General features: G+C 67.3%; 18 protein-coding genes. 13 read left to right on the top strand and 5 right to left on the bottom strand.

Going from position 1 to position 19,353, the window contains the following annotated elements; all coding sequences use genetic code 11:
* Nucleotides 1–10 precede the first annotated feature (10 nt).
* The 7 genes from QMB55_RS12215 (at nucleotide 11) to QMB55_RS12185 (ending at nucleotide 9,263) form a co-directional block, all read left to right on the top strand.
* A complete protein-coding gene (locus tag QMB55_RS12215) occupies nucleotides 11–1,933 on the top strand; it encodes a 3-hydroxyacyl-CoA dehydrogenase NAD-binding domain-containing protein (RefSeq protein WP_497588990.1) in 1,923 nt (640 codons plus the stop codon).
* 57 nt (nucleotides 1,934–1,990) lie between these two features.
* The gene (locus QMB55_RS12210; protein ID WP_497588989.1) at nucleotides 1,991–2,392 is read left to right on the top strand and encodes an acyl-CoA thioesterase; all 402 of its coding nucleotides are present in this window, start codon (nucleotides 1,991–1,993) and stop codon (nucleotides 2,390–2,392) included.
* Nucleotides 2,393–2,477: 85 nt separating this feature from the next.
* Nucleotides 2,478–3,770, top strand: coding sequence for an OmpP1/FadL family transporter (locus QMB55_RS12205; protein ID WP_497588988.1), 1,293 nt, complete (start codon nucleotides 2,478–2,480; stop codon nucleotides 3,768–3,770).
* 218 nt (nucleotides 3,771–3,988) lie between these two features.
* Complete coding sequence (locus QMB55_RS12200; RefSeq protein WP_497588987.1) at nucleotides 3,989–6,406, top strand: 3-hydroxyacyl-CoA dehydrogenase/enoyl-CoA hydratase family protein; 2,418 nt, start codon at nucleotides 3,989–3,991, stop codon at nucleotides 6,404–6,406.
* 16 nt (nucleotides 6,407–6,422) lie between these two features.
* Complete coding sequence (locus tag QMB55_RS12195; protein WP_497588986.1) at nucleotides 6,423–7,622, top strand: acetyl-CoA C-acyltransferase; 1,200 nt, start codon at nucleotides 6,423–6,425, stop codon at nucleotides 7,620–7,622.
* Nucleotides 7,623–7,735: 113 nt separating this feature from the next.
* On the top strand, nucleotides 7,736–8,350 hold the full coding sequence (locus tag QMB55_RS12190; protein WP_497588985.1) for a DUF2802 domain-containing protein: 615 nt from the start codon (nucleotides 7,736–7,738) through the stop codon (nucleotides 8,348–8,350).
* A 73-nt stretch (nucleotides 8,351–8,423) separates the two neighbouring features.
* Nucleotides 8,424–9,263, top strand: a complete 840-nt coding sequence (locus QMB55_RS12185; RefSeq protein WP_497588984.1) for an SPOR domain-containing protein — start codon at nucleotides 8,424–8,426, stop codon at nucleotides 9,261–9,263.
* Here the strand turns inward: QMB55_RS12185 and QMB55_RS12180 are convergent.
* The 3 genes from QMB55_RS12180 to QMB55_RS12170 form a co-directional block, all read right to left on the bottom strand.
* The gene (locus QMB55_RS12180; RefSeq protein ID WP_497588983.1) at nucleotides 9,260–10,027 is read right to left on the bottom strand and encodes a phosphatase PAP2 family protein; all 768 of its coding nucleotides are present in this window, start codon (nucleotides 10,025–10,027) and stop codon (nucleotides 9,260–9,262) included. The genes QMB55_RS12185 and QMB55_RS12180 overlap by 4 nt on opposite strands.
* 182 nt (nucleotides 10,028–10,209) lie before the next feature.
* On the bottom strand, nucleotides 10,210–11,607 hold the full coding sequence (locus QMB55_RS12175) for a sensor histidine kinase (protein ID WP_497588982.1): 1,398 nt from the start codon (nucleotides 11,605–11,607) through the stop codon (nucleotides 10,210–10,212).
* Nucleotides 11,604–12,260, bottom strand: coding sequence for a response regulator (locus tag QMB55_RS12170; RefSeq protein ID WP_497588981.1), 657 nt, complete (start codon nucleotides 12,258–12,260; stop codon nucleotides 11,604–11,606). Before QMB55_RS12170 ends, QMB55_RS12175 begins: the two co-directional genes overlap by 4 nt.
* Nucleotides 12,261–12,346: 86 nt before the next feature.
* Between QMB55_RS12170 and QMB55_RS12165 the strand changes: the two genes are divergently transcribed.
* Nucleotides 12,347–13,060: a hypothetical protein gene (locus tag QMB55_RS12165; protein WP_497588980.1), complete on the top strand. Its 714-nt coding sequence runs from the start codon at nucleotides 12,347–12,349 to the stop codon at nucleotides 13,058–13,060.
* 11 nt (nucleotides 13,061–13,071) lie between these two features.
* Here the strand turns inward: QMB55_RS12165 and QMB55_RS12160 are convergent, their stop codons facing one another.
* Nucleotides 13,072–13,416: a tetratricopeptide repeat protein gene (locus QMB55_RS12160; protein ID WP_497588979.1), complete on the bottom strand. Its 345-nt coding sequence runs from the start codon at nucleotides 13,414–13,416 to the stop codon at nucleotides 13,072–13,074.
* 71 nt (nucleotides 13,417–13,487) lie between these two features.
* Here QMB55_RS12160 and QMB55_RS12155 point away from each other — a divergent pair, with 71 nt between their 5' ends.
* Both QMB55_RS12155 and recG read left to right on the top strand, forming a co-directional pair.
* On the top strand, nucleotides 13,488–13,871 hold the full coding sequence (locus QMB55_RS12155; RefSeq protein WP_497588978.1) for a RidA family protein: 384 nt from the start codon (nucleotides 13,488–13,490) through the stop codon (nucleotides 13,869–13,871).
* Between the two features lie 25 nt (nucleotides 13,872–13,896).
* Complete coding sequence (gene recG / locus QMB55_RS12150) at nucleotides 13,897–15,990, top strand: ATP-dependent DNA helicase RecG (protein ID WP_497588977.1); 2,094 nt, start codon at nucleotides 13,897–13,899, stop codon at nucleotides 15,988–15,990.
* Nucleotides 15,991–16,052: 62 nt separating this feature from the next.
* Here recG and QMB55_RS12145 read toward each other — a convergent pair whose 3' ends face one another.
* The gene (locus tag QMB55_RS12145) at nucleotides 16,053–17,465 is read right to left on the bottom strand and encodes a GGDEF domain-containing protein (RefSeq protein ID WP_497588976.1); all 1,413 of its coding nucleotides are present in this window, start codon (nucleotides 17,463–17,465) and stop codon (nucleotides 16,053–16,055) included.
* 172 nt (nucleotides 17,466–17,637) lie between these two features.
* Between QMB55_RS12145 and QMB55_RS12140 the strand changes: the two genes are divergently transcribed.
* Genes QMB55_RS12140 through QMB55_RS12130 form a run of 3 tightly spaced genes read left to right on the top strand, consistent with a single transcriptional unit; the run spans nucleotide 17,638 to nucleotide 19,332 of the window.
* Entirely contained in the window at nucleotides 17,638–18,600 is a 963-nt protein-coding gene (locus tag QMB55_RS12140; RefSeq protein WP_497588975.1) for an MBL fold metallo-hydrolase, read from the top strand.
* Between the two features lie 36 nt (nucleotides 18,601–18,636).
* Nucleotides 18,637–18,993: a hypothetical protein gene (locus QMB55_RS12135; protein ID WP_497588974.1), complete on the top strand. Its 357-nt coding sequence runs from the start codon at nucleotides 18,637–18,639 to the stop codon at nucleotides 18,991–18,993.
* A gap of 12 nt (nucleotides 18,994–19,005) precedes the next feature.
* Nucleotides 19,006–19,332, top strand: a complete 327-nt coding sequence (locus QMB55_RS12130) for a hypothetical protein (RefSeq protein WP_497588973.1) — start codon at nucleotides 19,006–19,008, stop codon at nucleotides 19,330–19,332.
* The last annotated feature ends 21 nt before the right edge of the window (nucleotides 19,333–19,353 follow it).

Genomic DNA, 19,353 nt, shown 5'->3' with positions numbered 1-19,353 from the left:
AGGGGGCACCATGAACGCACAGCAACTGAAGCACTGGCAGGTGAGCGTCGATGATGAAGGAATCGTCAGCGCCACGCTCGATCAGGCGGGGGCGGGCGCCAATACGTTGTCGCGCGAAGTGATGGGCGAACTGGCGCGGATCGTCGAGGCCGCCGAAGCGGCACCGCCCCGAGGCTTGATCTTTCGTTCGGGCAAGGCTGCCGGCTTCATTGCCGGAGCCGACATTGACGAATTCGGAACGCTGGATTCGGCCGAAGCCGCGCGCACCCTCGTTGCCCGTGGCTGGGACCTGTTCAATCGCCTCGCCGCGCTCGAATGCCCGACGCTGGCCCTGGTGCGCGGCCATTGCCTGGGCGGCGGGTTGGAATTGGCCCTGGCCTGCCGCTACCTGCTGGTGGTGGACGAGCCGACGACCAAGCTGGGGTTGCCGGAGGTGATGCTCGGCATCTTCCCTGGCTGGGGGGGCATGCTGCGTCTCCCGCAGCGGATCGGGGCTCCGGCGGCGCTCGACCTGATGCTCACCGGCAAGACGGTCGATGCCGTGCGTGCTAAACGGCTCGGGCTCGCCGATGCTTGCGTACCGCCACGCGTGATGGACGCCGCGGCGCGGCAGCTCGTGCTCTCCGCGACGCCGCGCCGGCCCTTGCCTCTGGTGTCGCGCCTGCTCTCCGGACCGCTCAAGGCGGTCGTGGCGCGCGGCGCCCGCAAGCAGCTGGCGGGCAAGGCGCGGCCGGAGCACTACCCGGCACCGTACGCGATCGTCGATCTGTGGGAAAAACACGCCGGCAACGCGCTCGCCTCGCCGGAAACGATCGACGCCATCGTACGTTCACCGACGGCGCTCAATCTGGTGCGGGTGTTCCATTTGCAGGAGCGCCTCAAAGCCTTCGGCAAAACCGGTGAAGCGTTTGTCGTCCGTCATGTTCATGTCATCGGTGCTGGCGTGATGGGCGGTGATATCGCCGCCTGGTGTGCCTTGCGCGGCCTGCGCGTGACCCTGCAGGACCGCTCCATTGCGCACATCGCGCCGGCGGTCGCCCGGGCGCAGGCAGCGTTCGCCAAGCGGCTGCGCGACCCGCTGCGTCTGCGCGATGCGCTCGATCGCTTGATTCCCGATCCCGAGGGCTTCGGGGCGGCACATGCCGACGTGGTGATCGAGGCCATCTTCGAAAATCTCGACGCCAAGCACGCGCTCTTGCGCGAGCTCGAGCCGCGCCTCAAGCCCAACGCCGTGCTGGCGACCAATACCTCAAGTCTGCGTCTGGAGGACATGCGCCGCGCACTCACGCGCCCCGAGCGCCTGGTCGGCATTCATTTCTTCAACCCGGTCGCCAAGATGCCGCTGGTCGAGGTGGTGTCCGCCGAGGGGGGCGATCCGGCCATGGCCATCCGCGCCGCGGCCTTCGTGCGCCAGATCGAGCGCCTGCCGCTGCCGGTGAAGAGCGCGCCGGGCTTCCTGGTCAATGCCGTGCTCGGGCCGTACATGCTTGCTGCGATGCGTGCCGTCGACGAAGGTCTGGCGCCGGAAACGGTGGATCAGGCGATGACCGACTTCGGTATGCCGATGGGGCCGATCGAGCTGGCCGATCTGGTGGGGCTCGACATTGCCTTGGCCGCGGGGCGGCAACTGGCGGGGGCTGGCGCCGCGCCGCCGCGCTGCCTGCTGGAGCGCTGCGAACGCGGGCAGTTCGGCAAGAAAAGCGGGCGAGGGTTCTACGAATATGCCCAGGGGCGGGCGGCCAAGGGGCGGTCGGGAGCGGTGCCGCCGGGGCTGGCCGAGCGTCTGCTCGCGCCCTTGGTGGCGCGGACACGTGAACTGCTCGCCGAAGGTGTCGTCGCCGATGCCGACCTCGCCGACGCTGGGGTAATATTCGGCACCGGCTTCGCCCCCTATACGGGCGGGCCGCTCCACCATGCGCAACGGCAGGGGTGATGCCGCCTTTAGGATAAGGGCAGGCGGATGTTTCGAATGCAGTGACAGGAGCAGTGAATGAGCGTGTCTTTACCGGAGGGGAGCATTCCCGTCCTGCGCGTTGTGCCCATGCCGGCCGACGCCAACCCGCAAGGCGATATCTTCGGTGGCTGGATCATGTCGCAAGTCGACATTGCCGGAGCCATCGCGGCCAAGCGTCGGGCGCGTGGCCGCGTCGCGACCGTGTCGGTCGAGGCGTTTGTCTTCAAACAGCCGGTCTCGATCGGCGACGTGGTGAGTTTTTATGCGCAGGTGGTGCGCACTGGGCGAACTTCGGTGACGGTGAATGTCGAAGTCTTTGCCGAACGTCACCCGGAAGCCCCGGTGACGGTGAAGGTGACCGAAGCCACCCTGACCTATGTTGCAATCGACCAACAGGGCGTCAAGCGCGAATTGCCGTCGTCCGCGTCCGATTTCTGATTTTTCCGGCACGGTTATACAATCGCGCCTGACTTGGGCAGGTGCCCGGCAGTGCAGTGAAAGAACACACAAATTTGGAGGGTGTATGGTGAAAGGGTTTTCGATGAAGCTGGTTCCGGCGATGTTGCTGGCCGCCTTCTCCGGTGCGGTGAGCGCTTCCGGTTTCCAGCTTCTGGAGCAGAACGCCAGCGGTCTGGGCAATGCCTATGCCGGTTCGGCCGCTGTGGCCGACAACGCGAGCACGATCTACTTCAACCCGGCCGGGATGACCAAGCTGCAAGCGCGCGAAGTCTCCGGCGGTATCTCGGCGGTGAATCCGAGCTTCCATTTCAACGACCGCGGTTCGAGCGCCGGTGCCCTGCAGACTGCTGGCGACGGTGGCAATGCCGGCGGTTGGGCGGCGATCCCCAACGGCTACATGTCGTGGGCACTGAACAAGGACGTGTACGTCGGCCTTGGCCTCGGCGCGCCCTTCGGGCTCAAGACCGAATACGACGACCGCTGGATTGGCGCCGCGCAGGCGCAGATGTTCGAGGTCAAGACGATCAATCTGAACCCCTCGATCGCGTGGCGGGTGAACGACAAAGTTTCACTGGGCTTTGGTCTTAACTGGCAGAAGGTCGAGGCGAACTATGACCGCCTTCTGGGTACCAGCAATGCGTTTGGTATCAATCAAACCAAAATCAAAATGAGCCTTGAGGATGACGCCTGGGGCTGGAACGTCGGTGCGCTGTTCGACGTCTCGCCGTCGACGCGGATCGGCGTTTCGTACCGTTCGGCGATCAAGTACGAAGTCGAGGGCAAGATCAAGGCGTCGGGACCGACTTCCGTACTCAATGCTGGTTCCGCGAGCGATGCACGGGCCGACCTCAAAATGCCCGATACCTTCATCATGAGCGTGACGCAGAAGCTGAGCGACCGCTGGGAAATGCTCGGCGACGTGTCGTGGACGGGCTGGAGTTCGATCCCGAAGGTCGACATCTACCGCACCTCTGGCGCGCAAAATGGCGCGATCGCTCAGACTCTGCACACCGACTTCAAGGACACCTGGCGCGTTGCGCTCGGCGCCAACTACAAGTACACCGACGCTTGGAAGCTCAAGTTTGGCGTGGCCTACGACCAGACCCCGGTGCAACACGACAGCGAGCGCCTTGTCTCGCTGCCCGACAACGACCGCGTGTGGTTCTCGTTCGGTACCCAGTGGACGCCAGACAAGGCCCAGCGCCTCGACCTCGGCGTGACCTACATCCACGTCCGCGACAGCAAGATCGACAACAATCAGCTTAGCGCAACTGCGACTCAGAACCGTGGCCGGATTACCGGCGAATACTCCGGCAACATCTGGATCCTCGGCGCCCAGTACTCGCTCGCTTTCTAAGCGCACGCAGTTCCGCCGTACCCGACGCCCCGCCTTGTGCGGGGCGTTTCTTTTTCTGCGCGACAACTGGCGCAGCGCCGGTGTGGAATGCGCCGCTGCGGCGGGTTGGTAAGGCGATTGACCGAGCCTCGCCCGCGCCTATAATCGAACCGTTCGTCCCCGGCGCGCGCCCGCTTACGGGTTTCGCCGGGCCCCGCGGCCGGAAAACGGGAGGCGTCGTGAACAGCTTCGTTGATAGGTTCGAAGTGCGTCGGGCGGCGGTACTCGGCGCCGGCGTCATGGGGGCGCAGATTGCCGCGCATCTGGCCAACGCCGGGGTGCCGGTTCTGCTTTTCGACCTTGCCGCGCGCGAAGGGCCGCCAAACGGCATCGTGATGCGCGCCCTGGATGGCCTGAAATCGCTCGAGCCGGCGCCGCTGGCCAGCGGCGATGCCTTGGCCGCGATCGAAGCCTGCAACTACGAGCTTGACCTCGCGCGCCTCGCCGAATGCGAACTGGTGATCGAAGCCATCGCCGAGCGCCTCGACTGGAAGCTTGAGCTGTACGCGCGCATCGCCCCGCACCTCGCGCCACATGCGGTGCTGGCCACCAATACCTCCGGCCTGCCTCTCGCCAAGCTTGCCGCAGGCCTGCCGCTCGCCCTGCGGCCGCGTTTCTGCGGTGTGCATTTCTTCAATCCGCCGCGCTACATGGCGCTCGTCGAGCTGATCCCGGGGCCAGAGACCGGCTCAAGCCTGCTCGATGGACTCGAAGCCTGGCTCACCACCCGCCTCGGCAAGAGCGTGGTGCGCGCCTTCGATACGCCCAACTTCATCGCCAACCGGGTCGGGGTGTTTGCGTTGTTGGCGACGATGCACCATGCCGAGGCTTTCGGTCTGGCGTGCGACGAGGTCGACGCGCTGACCGGGCCGCTGATCGGGCGGCCGAAGAGTGCCACCTACCGCACCGCCGACGTGGTCGGGCTCGACACGCTGGCGCACGTCGTCGCCACGCTGTGCGACAGCCTGCCCGACGATCCGTGGCACGCCTGCTATGCGCTGCCGGGCTGGATCGAGGACTTGATCGCCCAGGGCGCGCTCGGGCAGAAGACGCGCGCCGGCATCTACCGTAAAGATGGCAAGACGATCCGCGTCTTCGATCCGGCACGCGGCGAGTATCGCGATGCGGCCGGGACGGTGGCGCCCGAGGTCGAAGCGATCTGCCGCGACCTCGACGCGGCGCGCCGTTTCACCGCGTTGCGCGCCTGCCCGCATCCGCAGGCGCAATTCCTTTGGGCGGTGTTCCGCGATGTCTTTCACTACGTCGCGGTGCATCTGGAAACGATCGCCGCCAGTGCGCGTGAAGTCGACCAGGCGATGCGCTGGGGCTTCGGCTGGGCGCAAGGGCCGTTCGAAACCTGGCAGGCGGCCGGCTGGGACGCCCTGTACACGGCGCTGCAGGCCGACTGCAAGGCCGCCCGGACGCTCGCGGCGGTGCCCTTGCCCGCCTGGGTGGGCGAACGCGACGGCGTGCACGCGGCGGACGGCAGCTATTCGCCGCGGGCGGGCGTGTTGCAGCCGCGCCCGGCGCTGCGCGTCCTGGGCCGACAGCTCTTTCCCGAGCGGCTCTACGGCGAGCTTCCGCCCGAACTGCTGCGCCAGGAAGCCTCGCAGTACGCCGGAACGACGGTCTGGAAGAACGACGGACTGCGCCTGTGGGCGCATCCCGCCGCGCCCGAGGTGGCGATCCTCAGCGTGACTTCGAAGAAGCACACCCTCGGGCGCGAAGTGATCGTCGGCCTGCCCGAGGCCGTGGCGCGCGCCGAACGCGAGTTCGCGGCGCTGGTGATCTGGCACCCGGCGCCGTTCGCCTACGGTGCCAACCTCAAGGAGGTGAGCGCGGCCATTGCCGCCGGCGAGTTTGCGCCGCTGGCGGCCTACGTTGCCGACTTCCAGCATGCCTCGCAGACGCTCAAGTATGCGCACATTCCCACGGTTGCGGCGGTGCAGGGCCTGGCGCTCGGTGGCGGTTGCGAGTTCCTGATGCACTGCGCGCGCCGTGTCGTGGCGCTGGAGAGCTACATCGGCCTGGTCGAGGCTGGCGTCGGACTGATTCCGGCCGGTGGCGGCAGCAAGGAATTCGCGCTGCGCGCAGCGCAGGCCGCGGTACGCACGACCCGCCGCGATCCCTTCGAGTTCATTGCCCCGGTGTTCAACACCATCGCGCAGGCGGTGGCGTCGAAGAGCGCGCTGCAGGCGCGCGAACTGGGCTATCTCCTCGATTCCGATCCGATCGTCATGAATTCACAGGAGCTGCTCTACGTCGCGCTTTGCGAAGCGTACGCGATGGCCGAGGCGGGCTACCGGCCGCCGCTGCCGGCGCGGCGGATCAAGGTCGCCGGGCGGGCCGGCATCGCCAATTGCGAACTGCTGCTGACCAATCTGCTCGAAGGCGGACGCATTTCGGCGCACGATTACCGTGTCGCCAAGGCCGCGGCGACTGCGCTCTGTGGCGGAGAGGTCGATGCCGGGAGCGAGGTCGACGAAGCCTGGCTGTTGGCCGTCGAGCGCCGCCTCTTCGTCGAACTTCTGCACACCGAGAAGACGCAGCAGCGCATCGCCTACACACTCGAACACGGCAAACCGTTGCGCAACTAGCGCAGGGAGATCCGCCATGAACGCACCGCTTCAGGAGGCCTACATCGTCGCCGCGCAGCGTCTGCCGGTCGGGCGGCGCCAGGGCGTCTTCGCTCATGTCCGTCCCGACGACATGCTGGCGCATGCCATGCGGGCCGTCCTCGCCCAGGTGCCGGGGCTCGATCCCAATGAGATCGACGACGTGATCGTCGGTTGCGCGATGCCCGAGGCGGAGCAGGGGATGAACGTCGCGCGCATCGCCCTGCTGCTCGCCGGGCTGCCTGAACGTGTGCCGGGGTACACGCTCAATCGCTTCTGCGCTTCGGGTTTGCAGGCTGTTGCCGACGCCGCACAGCGCATCCGCCTTGGCGAGGCCGACGTGATGCTCGCCGGCGGCACCGAGACGATGTCCCTGATGAGCCAGATGCTGGGCAACACGCCGGCGATCAACCCGCGGCTGTTCGAGCCCGACGGGCCGCGCGCCATTGCCTACGGCATGGGCTTGACCGCCGAGACAGTGGCGACGCGCTGGGGAATCGGCCGCGAAGCGCAGGATGCCTTCGCCGCCGCCTCGCACGCCAAGGCACTGGCCGCACAGGCGGCCGGGCACTTCCGCACCGAGATCGCGCCGTACACGGTGTGCGTGCGCAGGCCCGGCGGCGCCGACGGCATGGCACGCGGTCATGAACAGGTGGTCGATGCCGACGAAGGTCCGCGTGCCGACAGCACGCCGGAGAAACTGGTGGCGCTCAAACCCGCGTTCGCCGCCCACGGCAGCGTGACCGCGGGCAACAGCTCGCAGATGTCGGACGGCGCGGCGATGCTGCTGCTGGCATCGGAGGCCGCACTCAAGCGCTACGCGCTGACGCCGCTGGCGCGCTTCGTGGCCTACGCGGTGGCCGGCGTCGCCCCCGAAGTGATGGGCATCGGCCCGGTCGAGGCGATTCCGCGCGTGCTGGCGCGCGCCGGGCTGCGCCAGGATGACCTGGCCTGGATCGAACTCAACGAAGCCTTTGCCGCGCAAGCGCTGGCGGTGATCCAGGCCCTCGACCTCGATCCGGCGCGCGTCAATCCGCTGGGCGGCGCGATCGCCCTCGGGCATCCGCTCGGCGCCACCGGCGCGATCCGCGCGGCGACCTTGGTGCATGGCCTGCGTCGCACGGGCGGGCGCTACGGCATGGTGAGCATGTGTGTCGGCACCGGCATGGGCGCCGCCGGCGTCTTCGAAGCGTTGTAAAGCTGCGCCGGCCCGGTGCTACGGCGCGTAAGCGGGCGTGCATCTCGGCCAACGCCGCGGCACGGCTCTGGCATAATACTCGCCGGATCCACGGACGCTGACCGGCGATGGGCTTGGACGCATTGGCATACATGGGCTGGCGGGAGGCGATTGTCGCACTCGCCGCCGTGCTCACCATTTATGTAGTCGTCGTATTCCTGCGCATCAACCGATTGCGCCGGGAGAGACAGGCGCAACCTGCGTCGGCGGCGTCGCGTGCGGCCGTCGCCGCCTACGCCGAGGGCCAGCATCCCTTCTTTGCTCCGCCTTACCTCGGCCCCGAGCCGGTCGAGACAAACGCCGCCCGCACGGAACTCGACGAGCCCGCGCCCGAGCCGCTGGCCGCGCCTTCAGAAGCCGCGTTCCCGTGGAACGAAGCGCCGCCGCCGGAAGCCCCTCTGGTCGAGACGCCGCAGCTGGCGGCGCTCGAACGCGAGGTGCACCAACTGCGCCAGGAAATCATCGGCCTGCGCAGCGAACTGCAGGCTTGGCGGGTTTCGCAGCAGCAGGCCGAGGAGCGCGCTGCGCCGCCGGTGCAGATGCCGCCGCCGATCTCGCCGCTCTACAGCGAGCCGATGCAGATGGCCATGCACGGCGCGAGCGCCGGCGAGATCTCGATGCATTGCGGCATTTCGCGCGCCGAGGCGGAACTCGTGACGGCGCTGGCGCGCAACCGTGCGGACGGTTAAGCGCGTGCGAACAATGACCGGGAGGCAAGCCCGGAAAACGAACCCGGAAAACGAATCCGGACGGGGAGGATAAATGGCGATGACACGCCCGGAAACAAGCACGACCGAGAACGCCGGCGTCCGCCGCGGCGAGGGCGACATCAAGCGCAAGCTGGCGCTGCGCATGGGCGTGGCCGCTGCGATGATCGTTGCCTTGCTCGGCGGCCTGGCGCTGTTCGACTACATGGCGACGCAGAACGCCGCCCCTGAACCCGCGGTGCCGCACTTCACCGAGCCGGTGCCGGTCGGGCGCAAGAGTTCGCCCGCGTCGGCCGTCCCTCCCGAGGTTCCGCGCGCGGACAGCTCGTCCGGCGCTTCGCCCGACAAGCCGATCCCCTCACTGGAAGCGCCGCCGCGGCCTGAAGTGGCGGCCCAGCCGGCCTTGCCGGCGTCGGCCACGCCATCGGCCACCGCGCCGGCGGGTGGGCGTTCCTCGAGCGCACCGGCACCTGCCGCGCAGTCTACCCAGGGAGCGGTCAAGTCCGCGCCCGCGCCGCGTGCTCCAGAGCCGCGCCGGGTGACGGTCGCGCCCGAACCCGAGGGCTCGACCTCGCCGCCGATGCCGGTCGCCCCGACCCGCGCCGCCGAGGTTGGCGAACGCTCCGCGCCGGCGAATTTACCGAACTCGCCGGCCGTGCCTGCGCCGCCGCGCCTCTTCTCCGGCTATGCCGTGCAGGCCGGGGTCTTCTCCGAAACGCGCCGGGCCGAGGAACTGCATGCCCGTCTGATCAACGCCGGAATTCCCGCGACGCTCGAAACGCGCGTCCAGGTCGGGCCGTTCAAAACGCGCGAACAGGCGGAAGCCGCACGCGCCAAGCTCAAGGAAATGGGCGTCGACGGCCTGCTCCTGCCGCCGCGCGGCGCCAAGCGCTAAACCGGCGGACTCGGGCGCGTGCCGTAGCGACGGGCGTTCGGCGCGTTCCAGCGCTCGAGTTTCGCGGCAAAAATGCTCAACAGGGTCAGGATCAAGGCGCTGGTCAGCCAGAGCGTCCAGAGGGTGTGCGAGAGGAAATGCTGGCCGCGCATCTGCTGCACCCAGCCCAGGCCGCTGCCGATCAGCAATCCACCGAGAAAAACGACGCTCGCTTTGCCGGGGGCGCGTGGGAGCCAGAAGGCAGCCAGCGCGGCAAGCCACATCCCGGCGCTGGCGTGGCCGGCCGGGAAGCAACGCCCGGCGTCCCAGACTTCGGGGGTGGCGGCGAAGATTTCCAGAAAAGGTTGGGCGCCGCCGTAACGTTCGATTTTGTTCGGGCAGTGCAGCGCCGAGTTGGCTTTGAGCAGCCCGATCAGGAGTGGGGCCAGAACGGCGGACAGGGCGACGATGCGCAACTGTGTCCGCCGCAGCGGTGAGAGCCAGCGTTGCGGCCAGTTGAGGTCGTAGGTGACCAAAACGATGAGTGCGAGACCGAGGCCGATGAGCAAGGTCCGTGCGCCGGAATGCATGACCTTGGCCGAGAACCAGCGGTCGTTCCAGGGAAAGCGTTGCGTGCCGGCGTCGTAGTAGAGGTCGGCGAAGAAGAAATCGATTTCGGGCGAGACGCTGAGCCAGAGGAGGGGGATCATGGCGGAGAGCAGCATGGCGACGCTGCGCTGCAGCCAGCGGGCGAACGACGATGGCGGTGTGGATGGTGGATGCATGGCGCTTGGAAGTGGCGTTCGGGGTCGTGCCCAGTATCCACATCCAAGCTTAGGCTTCGCTTAACACGCCAGGCCTGCCGAAGTCGCGCCCGGGAACGCCGGCCTGCGCTTGGCGATGCGCCAAAGCCGCCGAGTCGGGGGATGTGCCGCTCGGTGTCGCTGTTTCGGTGATGTAGGGGGCGCTACGCGCCCGCCGCGGGCGTGTGGTGTGGCAGCACGATGCGGAAAGCGACACCGCGACCGCCCAAGCCGTCGCCGATCTCGAGACGGCCGCCGAGGCTATGCACGGCGTGCTGGACGATGGGCAGTCCAAGACCCGTCCCGCTTTGCGTCCGGTCGAGGCGGTAGAAGCGCTCGAAGACGCGTTCGCGCTCGGGCGCTGGAATGCCGGGGCCATCGTCGGCGACGTCGAGTGAGATCCCCTTGCCGTCTTCGCCCAGCGTGACTTCGATCCGCCCGCCGGAGCGGCCATAGCGGATGGCATTGTCGATCAGGTTGTCGATGATCGAGTGCAGTGCGACGCGGTTGCTCGCGCAGGGCAACGATTCCGGGGCGTTCAGGGCCAACTCGAGGCCTTTTCCTTGGGCGGCATGCACCTTCTGCGCAAGCGCTGCTTGCAGCAGGTGCGCGAGGTCGAGGGATTCGCTGTCGCGCAGTTGGGCGTGATCCATCGCCGCTAGCGAAAGCAGTTGCGCGGCGAGGTGCGCTGCGCGCGCGATCGCGTCCTGCATGGCCTTTTCCGCCGCTTGACGTTCGGTCTCGTTTTCGGCGCGCAGCAGGACGTGCGCTTGCGTGCTCATTACCGCCATCGGCGTGCGCAGCTCGTGCGCCGCGTCGTGCATGAACTCGCGCTCGCGGGCAAGGGCGTGGCGGATGCGTTCGAGCTGAGCGTTCCACGCGTCCGCGACCTGTTGCAGTTCCTTGTAGCGCATGCGAATGGTCAGCGGCGAGAGGTCGTCCGGCGCCCGCTCGCGCAGAGCGGCACAGAGTTGGCGTAAAGGGCGCAAGCCGAGGCGCAGCGACAGCCAGGCGAGCAGCATGATCATCGGGCAATAGATCGCCAGTTCCGGGAGAAGGTCGCGAGCTCCGGCAAGGAAGACCGTTTGCCAGGCGAAATAGGGCAGTCCGAAACGCAGCCGCCAGCGCTGGCCGTCGTGCGCATAGACCCAGTACGAATGCCCGTCGATCTCGACGCGCTGGACGCTGTCCGGCGGCTGTTCGATCCAGGCGTGAGACGGGTGGCTGGTGTATAGCATCGCCCCTTCGTTTCGGGCGAGTTGGCTGAAAATTGCGGGCGCCGGGCCTGCAATCTTGGTCAATGACGAGTCGATGATCGTCTGCGCGAACATGCGTTCGTTATAGCGAAGCAAGGCGCGGGCGGCCGTGACATCGTCGCTTTCGTCGAGCGCGTCGCCGATCAGCCGCGCATAGCGTGGCAACTCGCCGCTCTGGGTTTCCATTTGCGCCTGGAACTGCAGCAGCGTGCGTGTGGCAAAAACGATTAGAACAAGGACGAAGGCGCCGGCCAGACCGTACTGAACGAGCCGCGAGAGGCTGGGGGCGAGGAAAGGCGGTTTCATTTGCCGAGCATGTAGCCGACGCCGCGCACGGTGCAGATGCGTTCAGCGCCGATTTTTTTGCGTAAGTTGGACATATGCACCTCGATCGCGCCGCTTTCGAGCGGTTCGCCGAGCGGGTTGAGGCGCTGGGCGAGGGTGGATTTGGGAACTACCTGTCCGTAGTCGCGCGCCAGTTCGACGAGCAGCTGGAATTCGCGCAGCGACAACTGTGGGTCGCGTCCGGCGACCAGGACGAGGTGCCGATGCGGCTCGATGCTCAGGTCGCCGAAGTTCCAGACGTCGGAGGACTGTCGCCGCGAGCGGCGCACCACGGCGCGGATACGGGAGAGCAGTTCGGCGGTGGCGAAGGGTTTGACGATGAAATCGTCGGCGCCCAGATCGAGGCCTTCGAGCCGGTCCTGCAGCGCGGTGCGCGCGGTGATGATCAAGGTCGGCAGGTTGACGCCGCCGCGACGCCAGCGGCGCAGGACGTCGAGGCCGGAACCGTCGGGCAGGGAGAGGTCGAGCAGGGCGCAATCGTAGTTCTGCTCAAGGAACGCTGCGGGAAGGTCGGCGCAGCGGCGGAACCATTCGCTGCTGATGTCGGCACCGCGCAGCGCTTTTTGCAGTGCGGTGCCGAGGTCGAGGTCGTCTTCGAGGATGAGGATGTGCATGACCATAGGATGCACTTTTTTGCCTTAAGTGAAGCTAAAGCTTGCCTGCATAGACTGGGCGCTCCAACAACCCAAGAGGAACAGCAATGAACGGCTCAGTATATGGCAAACAGATCATGACCACCCTGCTCGTGGCGACGGCCTGTGTTGTGAGCACTTCCGGAAAGGCGCAGGCGCAGTCAGCGTCGCCGCCTGTCTCGGCCTGGAAAGAGCGCGGCGTCTATGCGGCAGTCGGGACCAATGGTTTGAACCTGGGGTACAGCCAGCGTTTCTCCGAGCGCTGGGGCGGGCGCGCGGTCCTCTTTACGGGGCTCAAGACGGACGCCAAGGACATCAAAATCAACGGCAACAAGTACGATGGCGAGATCGAGTCCGGCCCGGGCGTCGGCCTGTTCGCCGATTTCTATCCGGTACGCGACAGCGGCTTCCGGGTCACCGGTGGTCTGTTGATCGGCAAGAACAGCATCGAGGACTTGAAAGCCAAGCCGCGCAACGGAAGCTACGTCTTCAACGGCAACCGCTACAGCGCCGCGGCCGTCGGCAAGACGGGGGGAGAAGCCGACTACAACAGTGTGGCCCCGTATCTGGGCATCGGCTGGGCGTCGCCGCAGATGGGATCGCGTTGGCGCCTGATGGCTGACCTCGGCGTTAAATACGTCGGCGAGGCCGACGCCAAGCTGACCGCGACGGGCTCGGCGAACAACGCCGCGCTGCGTCGTGACTTGGCGGCCGAGAGCAAGAAGTTCGACGACAAAGCCTACGGGGTGGTCGCGAGCGTCGGCGTCTCGATGTCGTTCTGAGCGAGCGCGGCTCAGTCCTCTCTCGCGCCGCCGCCGGCCGATTTTTCCAGGCGGCGCAAAAAGACGCGCATCTCCTTGGCCGCCTGCACGTCGCCGCGCGCTTCGGCGACGGCGATGCCTTGAGCATAGGCAGTGGCCGCGCCCGGGCCGTCGCCGGTCTCGGTCAAGGCCTTGCCGAGCAGCTTCCAGGCCGCCGAATACTGCGCGTCGCGCTCGAGCGCGGCGCGCAGGTGTTCTGTGGCCCGGGCCGGATCGCCGGCCTTGAGCCACTCGCTGCCCAGCGAGTAGCGCAGCAGGGCGCCGTCGCGCGCGCTGCCGATGAGCTTCTCCAGATTGGCGATGATCGTCGTCGTCATTTAATATCCTTGGCTCGAAACGCGTCAGGTCTGGCGTTTCTTTCAGATTACTCCACCGAGCAGAGGACAGCATGAGCAGAACGATTGTTTCCACGACCGGCGCGCCCGCCGCGATCGGCACCTACTCGCAGGCCGTCAAGGTCGGCGACACCGTCTATCTCTCCGGTCAGATCGGCCTCGACCCGGCGACCATGCAGATGGTTGAGGGCATCGACGCGCAGATCGTGCGTGTCTTCGATAACCTCAAGGCCGTCGCCGAGGCCTCGGGCGGTTCGCTGGCCGACATCGTCAAGATCAACATCTTCCTCACCGACCTCGCCCACTTCGGCAAGGTCAACGAGGCGATGGCCGCGTACTTCCAGCAGCCTTATCCGGCCCGGGCTGCAATCGGTGTCGCGGCCTTGCCGCGCGGCGGCCTGGTCGAGGCCGACGCGGTGATGGTGCTTTCCCGCTAAAGCAGACGCAGCAGCGGATCCCCGGATGCCCGCAGCGCCAAAAAAAACGGCCCCGGCCAAGCCCAAACCCACTGCCGCTTCGAGCCTGCGCGACAAACTGCGCAAGCTCGGGCTGGCGCGTCCGCTCGACCTCGTCCTGCACCTGCCGCTGCGCTACGAGGACGAGACCGAGGTGCTTCCCGTCGCGCACGCGCCGGCGATGGTGCCGGTGCAGGTCGAGGTGCGGGTGCTCGATGTGAGCGTCGAGTTTCGCCCGCGCCGCCAGCTCGTCGCGCGTACCGCTGATGACAGTGGCGAACTCGTGCTGCGCTTCCTCAACTTCTACGGCAGTCAGGTCAAGCAGCTCGAGCGCGCGCGCGACGATGACCAGGTCTTGCGCGTCTTTGGCGAGTTGCGGCACGGTTTTTTTGGCGCCGAGATGGTGCATCCGCGTTACCGTGTGGTCAGCGCCGACGCGCCTTTGCCGCAGGCGTTGACGCCGGTTTACCCGACCACCGCCGGCGTCTCGCAGGCGGCGCTGCGCAAGCTGATCGTCAACGCGCTCGCCGACACCACGCTGCCCGAACTGCTCGACCCCGCGTGGTGTGCTGCGCATGGCTTGCCGCCGCTGGCCGAGGCGGTGCAGCTTCTGCACGCACCGCCGCCCGGCGTGCCTGAGGCGGCCCTGCAGGCGCGCGAGCACCCGGCCTGGCGACGGATCAAGTTCGACGAGGTCCTCGCTCAACAACTCTCTTTACGTCGGGCCTACCTCGCCCGGCGCGAGAAAGGCGCGCCGCAGTTGACGGCGCCCGGGGCGCTCGGGCAGCAGCTCATCGCCCGCCTGCCCTTCGCGCTGACGGGTGCGCAGCGGCGCGTGGTCGATGAGATCGCGCAGGATCTGCGCCAGCCCTATCCGATGCAGCGCCTGCTGCAAGGCGACGTCGGCAGCGGCAAGACCATCGTCGCCGCGCTCGCCGCCTGCCAGGCCATCGAATCGGGCTATCAAGCGGCCTTCATGGCGCCAACCGAAATTCTCGCCGAGCAGCACTACCTCAAGCTCAAGGCCTGGCTCGAGCCGCTTGGCGTGAGCGTCGCCTGGCTGACCGGCAGCCTCAAGTCGGCGGCCAAGCGCGCGGCGCAGGAGCAGGCGGCGCAAGGCGCGCAGCTCGTTGTCGGGACGCACGCGCTGATCCAGGAGAGCGTCGATTTCGTCCGCTTAGGCCTGGCCATCGTCGACGAACAGCACCGCTTCGGCGTCGCCCAACGCCTGGAACTGCGGCGCAAGGGCGAGAAGCTGGGCGAGGGCGATACCCGTCTGCCGCCGCATCAGCTGATGATGTCGGCGACGCCGATCCCGCGCACGCTGGCGATGAGCTACTACGCCGACCTCGACGTGTCGGTGCTCGACGAGCTGCCGCCCGGGCGCACGCCGGTGCGCACCAAGCTCGTCGCCGACGCGCGCCGCGACGAAGTGGTCGCCGGGGTGCGCGGCGCGGTCGAGCAGGGCCGGCAGGCCTACTGGGTGTGCCCGCTGATCGAGGAGTCTGAAAAGCTGCAGCTGCAGACCGCGCTCGATACGCACGCGGCGCTTTCCGAGGAGCTTGGCGGCTTGTCGGTCGGCCTCGTGCATGGGCGTCTCAAGCCCGAGGAGAAGGCGGCGACGATGGCCGCCTTCGCAGCCGGCGAGATCGACGTGCTGGTGGCGACGACGGTGATCGAAGTCGGCGTCGACGTGCCCAACGCCAGCCTGATGGTGATCGAGCATGCCGAGCGCTTCGGCCTGTCGCAACTGCACCAGCTGCGCGGCCGCGTCGGGCGCGGCGCACACGAGTCGGTGTGCGTGCTGCTCTACGCCGGGCCGCTGTCGCCGACGGCGCGGGCGCGACTGAAAGTGATTTTCGAGAACACCGATGGCTTCGAGATTGCGCGCCAGGACCTTGCCCTGCGCGGGCCCGGGGAATTCGTCGGCAGCCGCCAGTCGGGCGTGCCGCTCTTGCGCTACGCCGACCTCGAACTCGACGCCGACCTCGTCGAACTGGCGCGCGGCGAGGCCGAACGCCTGCTCCGCACGCAGCCGGACGGCGTGCGTGCCCACCTTGAGCGCTGGCTCGGCAGCCGCGAGGAATTGCTCAAGGCGTGAGGGCTTAAGGCTGCGCAGCGTACAGGCCGGAACGCCGAGCTGACGCGTTGGCTGCCGCTCCTTCAAGCCGCTTCGACGCGGTTGCGGCCGCCGGCTTTGGCGGCGTAGAGCGCGCGGTCGGCGCGGGCGAGCAGTTGGGCGAAGTGTTCTTCCTCGCCGAGCGCGGCGACGCCGATGCTGACGTTGAAGCGGATCGCTTCGCCGCGTTCGGTCGACACGCTCACCGCTTCGTCGACGTGGCGCCGGATGCGCTCGGCGAGCGCCCAGGCGCCGGTGAGGTCGGTGGCCGGGAGGACGAGCAGGAATTCCTCGCCGCCGAAGCGGCCGACGACGTCCTGGGTTCGGAGCGCTTCACGCAGGGTCTCGGCCAGCGCCACGAGCACGCGGTCGCCGGTCGGGTGCCCCCAGGTGTCGTTGATCGTCTTGAAGTGGTCGATGTCCAGCATCAGCAGCGCGAAGGGCTGCGTGTAGCGGCGCGCGCGGGCGAATTCGGCCTCGCCAGCGCTCATCAGCTGGCGCCGGTTGGCGATGCCGGTCAGCGCATCGGTCGTCGCCAGCCGACGCATCATTTCGCGCTGGCCGTGGATCAGGGTCAGCGCCGCGCCGAGGACGACGATGACGATCAGCGTCGCGACGGCCGCGATGGCCAGCGGGAAAATCTGGCGCAGGGTCTGCTGCTGTACGTCGCGGTCGGAGAAACCGGTGACCATCACCAGCGGCAGGTCGCCGACCTTGCGGTAGAAGGCGCGCCGCTCGATCCGGTCGACCGCGCTCTGGTTGCGGTAACTGCCGGCGTCGGCTTGCGCCAATGCCTCCCAGAGCGGGGAGACGAGCGGCGTTTGCCAGGCCTCGGGCTGCGGTTCGGGGCTGCGCGCGCGCAACAGGCGGTCGTCGGTGCCGATCAGTGACGCGAAGGTGTCCGTGCCGGTCAGCAGTTGCTGGAAGCGCCGGGAAAAGTCCGTCGGCTCAAGCGGGATCAGCACCTCGCCGAGAAAGCGGCCGTCGGCGGCGCTCAGGCGGCGGGAGACGCGGAACTGCTCCTTGCCCGTCGCCTGGCCGCGGCTGACCGAAGTCAGGTGCAGGTGATCCTCACGGTCATGCTTGTGGTGCAGGAAATGGTCGCGCTGGCTGTTGTTCAGCCCGCGCTGGCGTTGCGCCGCGGGGATGGCGATCAAGCCGTCGGCGTCGATCAGGTAGATGTCTTCGATCAGCGGCGAGTGAATCTCCAGCCGGGCGATGAAGCGCTCGGTTTCTTCGACGGAGCCGGTGCGCAAGTAGAACTCGCGCACAGCGCGCAGCAGCGTGTCGGCCTGATCGATGACCTGCAGCGAGTGCTCGACCGCGGCGTCGTTGGCGCGTTGGGCGTCCTGCGTCGCCTTGGCGAAGGCATCGTCATAATAACGATCGTGCATCCAGCGTCCTCCGAAGCCCATGCACAAGGCAACGATGACAATGCCGCTCCAGAGGAGCGTCATTCTCGAGAGCGACGGGACGGTCATGAGGGCGCAAGCGATTTGAAAAAAAGCATTATCACCGAAAGCTCAGCCGGGCCCATGCGCTTTCACGGCGGGCTGCGGAAAGAGTCCCGCAGGCGTGGTGTTTTGGTCCTAGAATGGCGACGTTCCGTTCGCCTGAAGGAGTGAGTTCATGCAACTGTCGCGCAGAGGATTTCTCACCGCAGGTGCCGCGTTCGGCGCCGTTTGGATGATGGGGGGGCTGACCGGCTGTGCCGCGCCGACGCCGCGCGCCAGCAGTGTTGCGCCGGGCGTGGCGCGCGTCGATCTGGGCGCGGTGCGCGTCACCATGCTCTCCGACGGTTTCGGCAAGCGGCCGCTCGACGCGGGTTTCGTGCGCAACGCACCGCTCGCCGAAGTGCAGGCGGCTTTGCGCGAGGCCGGCCTGCCGACCGACACGCTGACGATTCCCTACACCATCCCGTGCGTCGAGGTCGGCGGCAAGCGCGTGCTGTTCGACGTCGGCAACGGCGAATTCGGTCAGGCCACCGCCGGCAAGCTGCTTGAAAACCTCGCGGCGGCGGGCATCGATCCGAAGTCGATCGACGCCATCGTCTTCTCGCACTTCCACGGCGACCACATCAACGGCCTGCGCAACAAAGCCGGTGCCCTGGTCTTCCCCAACGCCAAGCTCTACGTGCCCGAACCCGAGTGGGCGTGGTGGATGGACGACGCGCGCATGGCCGCCGCGCCTGAAGCGATGAAGGGCGCCTTTGCCGCGACGCGGCGGGTGTTCGGCCAACTTTCCGGAGCGGTGCAGCGCTTTACGCCCGGCGCGGAAGTGTTGCCCGGCATCCGTTCGCTCGCGGCCTTCGGCCACACGCCGGGGCACACCGCCTTCCTTGTCGAGGGCGGTACGCGCAAGTTCCTCTTCTGGGGCGACACCACCAACATCGCCGCGCTTTTCGTGCGCCATCCCGACTGGGCGGTGAGCTTCGACATGGACGCCGAGAAGGCCCGCCTCGTGCGCCGCCAGCTCTCCGATACGGCGATCCGCGAAGGCTGGCTGGTCGCCGGCTACCACCTGCCGGGCAGCGCGGTCGGCACGCTCGCGCCGCGCGGCACGGGTTACGAATTCACGCCGCTCGGCGGCTGAACTTTCCGGGGCGCCGCGGGCGCCCCGTTTTTTTCCATGACCGAACGTGTTCCGGAACGCGCGCGCCGCTGGCGGCGGCGCGCCGTGCTGATCCTAGCTGTCGGCTGGTCAGCCGCCCTGGCGATCGGCCTTCTCGCCGAAGAGTACGACCCGGATGTGCTCGGCTATGAGTTCGCCGACGGACACGTGCATGCCGTCCGCATCGGCGACTCGAAGCGTTATCGCAGCGACCTCGAACGCATCGGCGGCAAGGCCGCGGTTTATGCCGACGAGTTCAACCGCTGGTTTGAAGGCCTGTGGCAAGGGCGCCGCCTGGGCTGGACAATTGCCGTGCTGAGCGGCGTTGCGGCGCTCGGTTGCGGGTGGATGGGGCGGCGCTCAAAACGACCGTAAGGGAGATAAAAAATGTCGGATCACAACTGCGAAGTCAGTGAACTGGAAGCCGAGACGATCCTGCGTAGGACCAATGCGCGGGAAAAAGCGAAGGCCGTTCTGCGAGCGGCGGAGTATCCGAAAGGCGCATTGCTGGTCCCCTGCATCGGGGCGCCGCTGCTGGTGAATTACGCTTTCCCGGCGCTGGGGCTGAACGATCACAATCTGATGGTTATTTTGTGGGTTGCTCTTATGACGTCCATGTTTTCAGAGTGGAGTCAGGGGCGTCGGCTCAATGCGGCGATCGTCCTGCTGCTCGAGCGCGAGGAGCGCGAGGAGAAGTCCGGGCAGGGCGTTTGACGCCTTCAGTTCAACCGGCCT

Origin of the sequence: Propionivibrio sp. (assembly GCF_041441355.1) — a bacterium.
In the GTDB taxonomy this organism is placed as follows: domain Bacteria; phylum Pseudomonadota; class Gammaproteobacteria; order Burkholderiales; family Rhodocyclaceae; genus Propionivibrio.
This window is presented reverse-complemented; position numbering and strand designations above follow the sequence as displayed.

What these genes read in the sequence shown, in the direction of transcription:
- QMB55_RS12175 (WP_497588982.1), bottom strand. Translation starts at nt 11,607, where the DNA reads ATGAAACCGCCTTTCCTCGCCCCCAGCCTCTCGCGGCTCGTTCAGTAC.
- QMB55_RS12210 (WP_497588989.1), top strand. Translation starts at nt 1,991, where the DNA reads ATGAGCGTGTCTTTACCGGAGGGGAGCATTCCCGTCCTGCGCGTTGTG.
- QMB55_RS12145 (WP_497588976.1), bottom strand. Translation starts at nt 17,465, where the DNA reads ATGACGCTCCTCTGGAGCGGCATTGTCATCGTTGCCTTGTGCATGGGC.
- QMB55_RS12140 (WP_497588975.1), top strand. Translation starts at nt 17,638, where the DNA reads ATGCAACTGTCGCGCAGAGGATTTCTCACCGCAGGTGCCGCGTTCGGC.
- QMB55_RS12170 (WP_497588981.1), bottom strand. Translation starts at nt 12,260, where the DNA reads ATGCACATCCTCATCCTCGAAGACGACCTCGACCTCGGCACCGCACTG.
- QMB55_RS12135 (WP_497588974.1), top strand. Translation starts at nt 18,637, where the DNA reads ATGACCGAACGTGTTCCGGAACGCGCGCGCCGCTGGCGGCGGCGCGCC.
- QMB55_RS12205 (WP_497588988.1), top strand. Translation starts at nt 2,478, where the DNA reads ATGGTGAAAGGGTTTTCGATGAAGCTGGTTCCGGCGATGTTGCTGGCC.
- QMB55_RS12180 (WP_497588983.1), bottom strand. Translation starts at nt 10,027, where the DNA reads ATGCATCCACCATCCACACCGCCATCGTCGTTCGCCCGCTGGCTGCAG.
- QMB55_RS12160 (WP_497588979.1), bottom strand. Translation starts at nt 13,416, where the DNA reads ATGACGACGACGATCATCGCCAATCTGGAGAAGCTCATCGGCAGCGCG.
- QMB55_RS12165 (WP_497588980.1), top strand. Translation starts at nt 12,347, where the DNA reads ATGAACGGCTCAGTATATGGCAAACAGATCATGACCACCCTGCTCGTG.
- QMB55_RS12155 (WP_497588978.1), top strand. Translation starts at nt 13,488, where the DNA reads ATGAGCAGAACGATTGTTTCCACGACCGGCGCGCCCGCCGCGATCGGC.
- QMB55_RS12195 (WP_497588986.1), top strand. Translation starts at nt 6,423, where the DNA reads ATGAACGCACCGCTTCAGGAGGCCTACATCGTCGCCGCGCAGCGTCTG.
- QMB55_RS12215 (WP_497588990.1), top strand. Translation starts at nt 11, where the DNA reads ATGAACGCACAGCAACTGAAGCACTGGCAGGTGAGCGTCGATGATGAA.
- QMB55_RS12185 (WP_497588984.1), top strand. Translation starts at nt 8,424, where the DNA reads ATGGCGATGACACGCCCGGAAACAAGCACGACCGAGAACGCCGGCGTC.
- recG (WP_497588977.1), top strand. Translation starts at nt 13,897, where the DNA reads ATGCCCGCAGCGCCAAAAAAAACGGCCCCGGCCAAGCCCAAACCCACT.
- QMB55_RS12130 (WP_497588973.1), top strand. Translation starts at nt 19,006, where the DNA reads ATGTCGGATCACAACTGCGAAGTCAGTGAACTGGAAGCCGAGACGATC.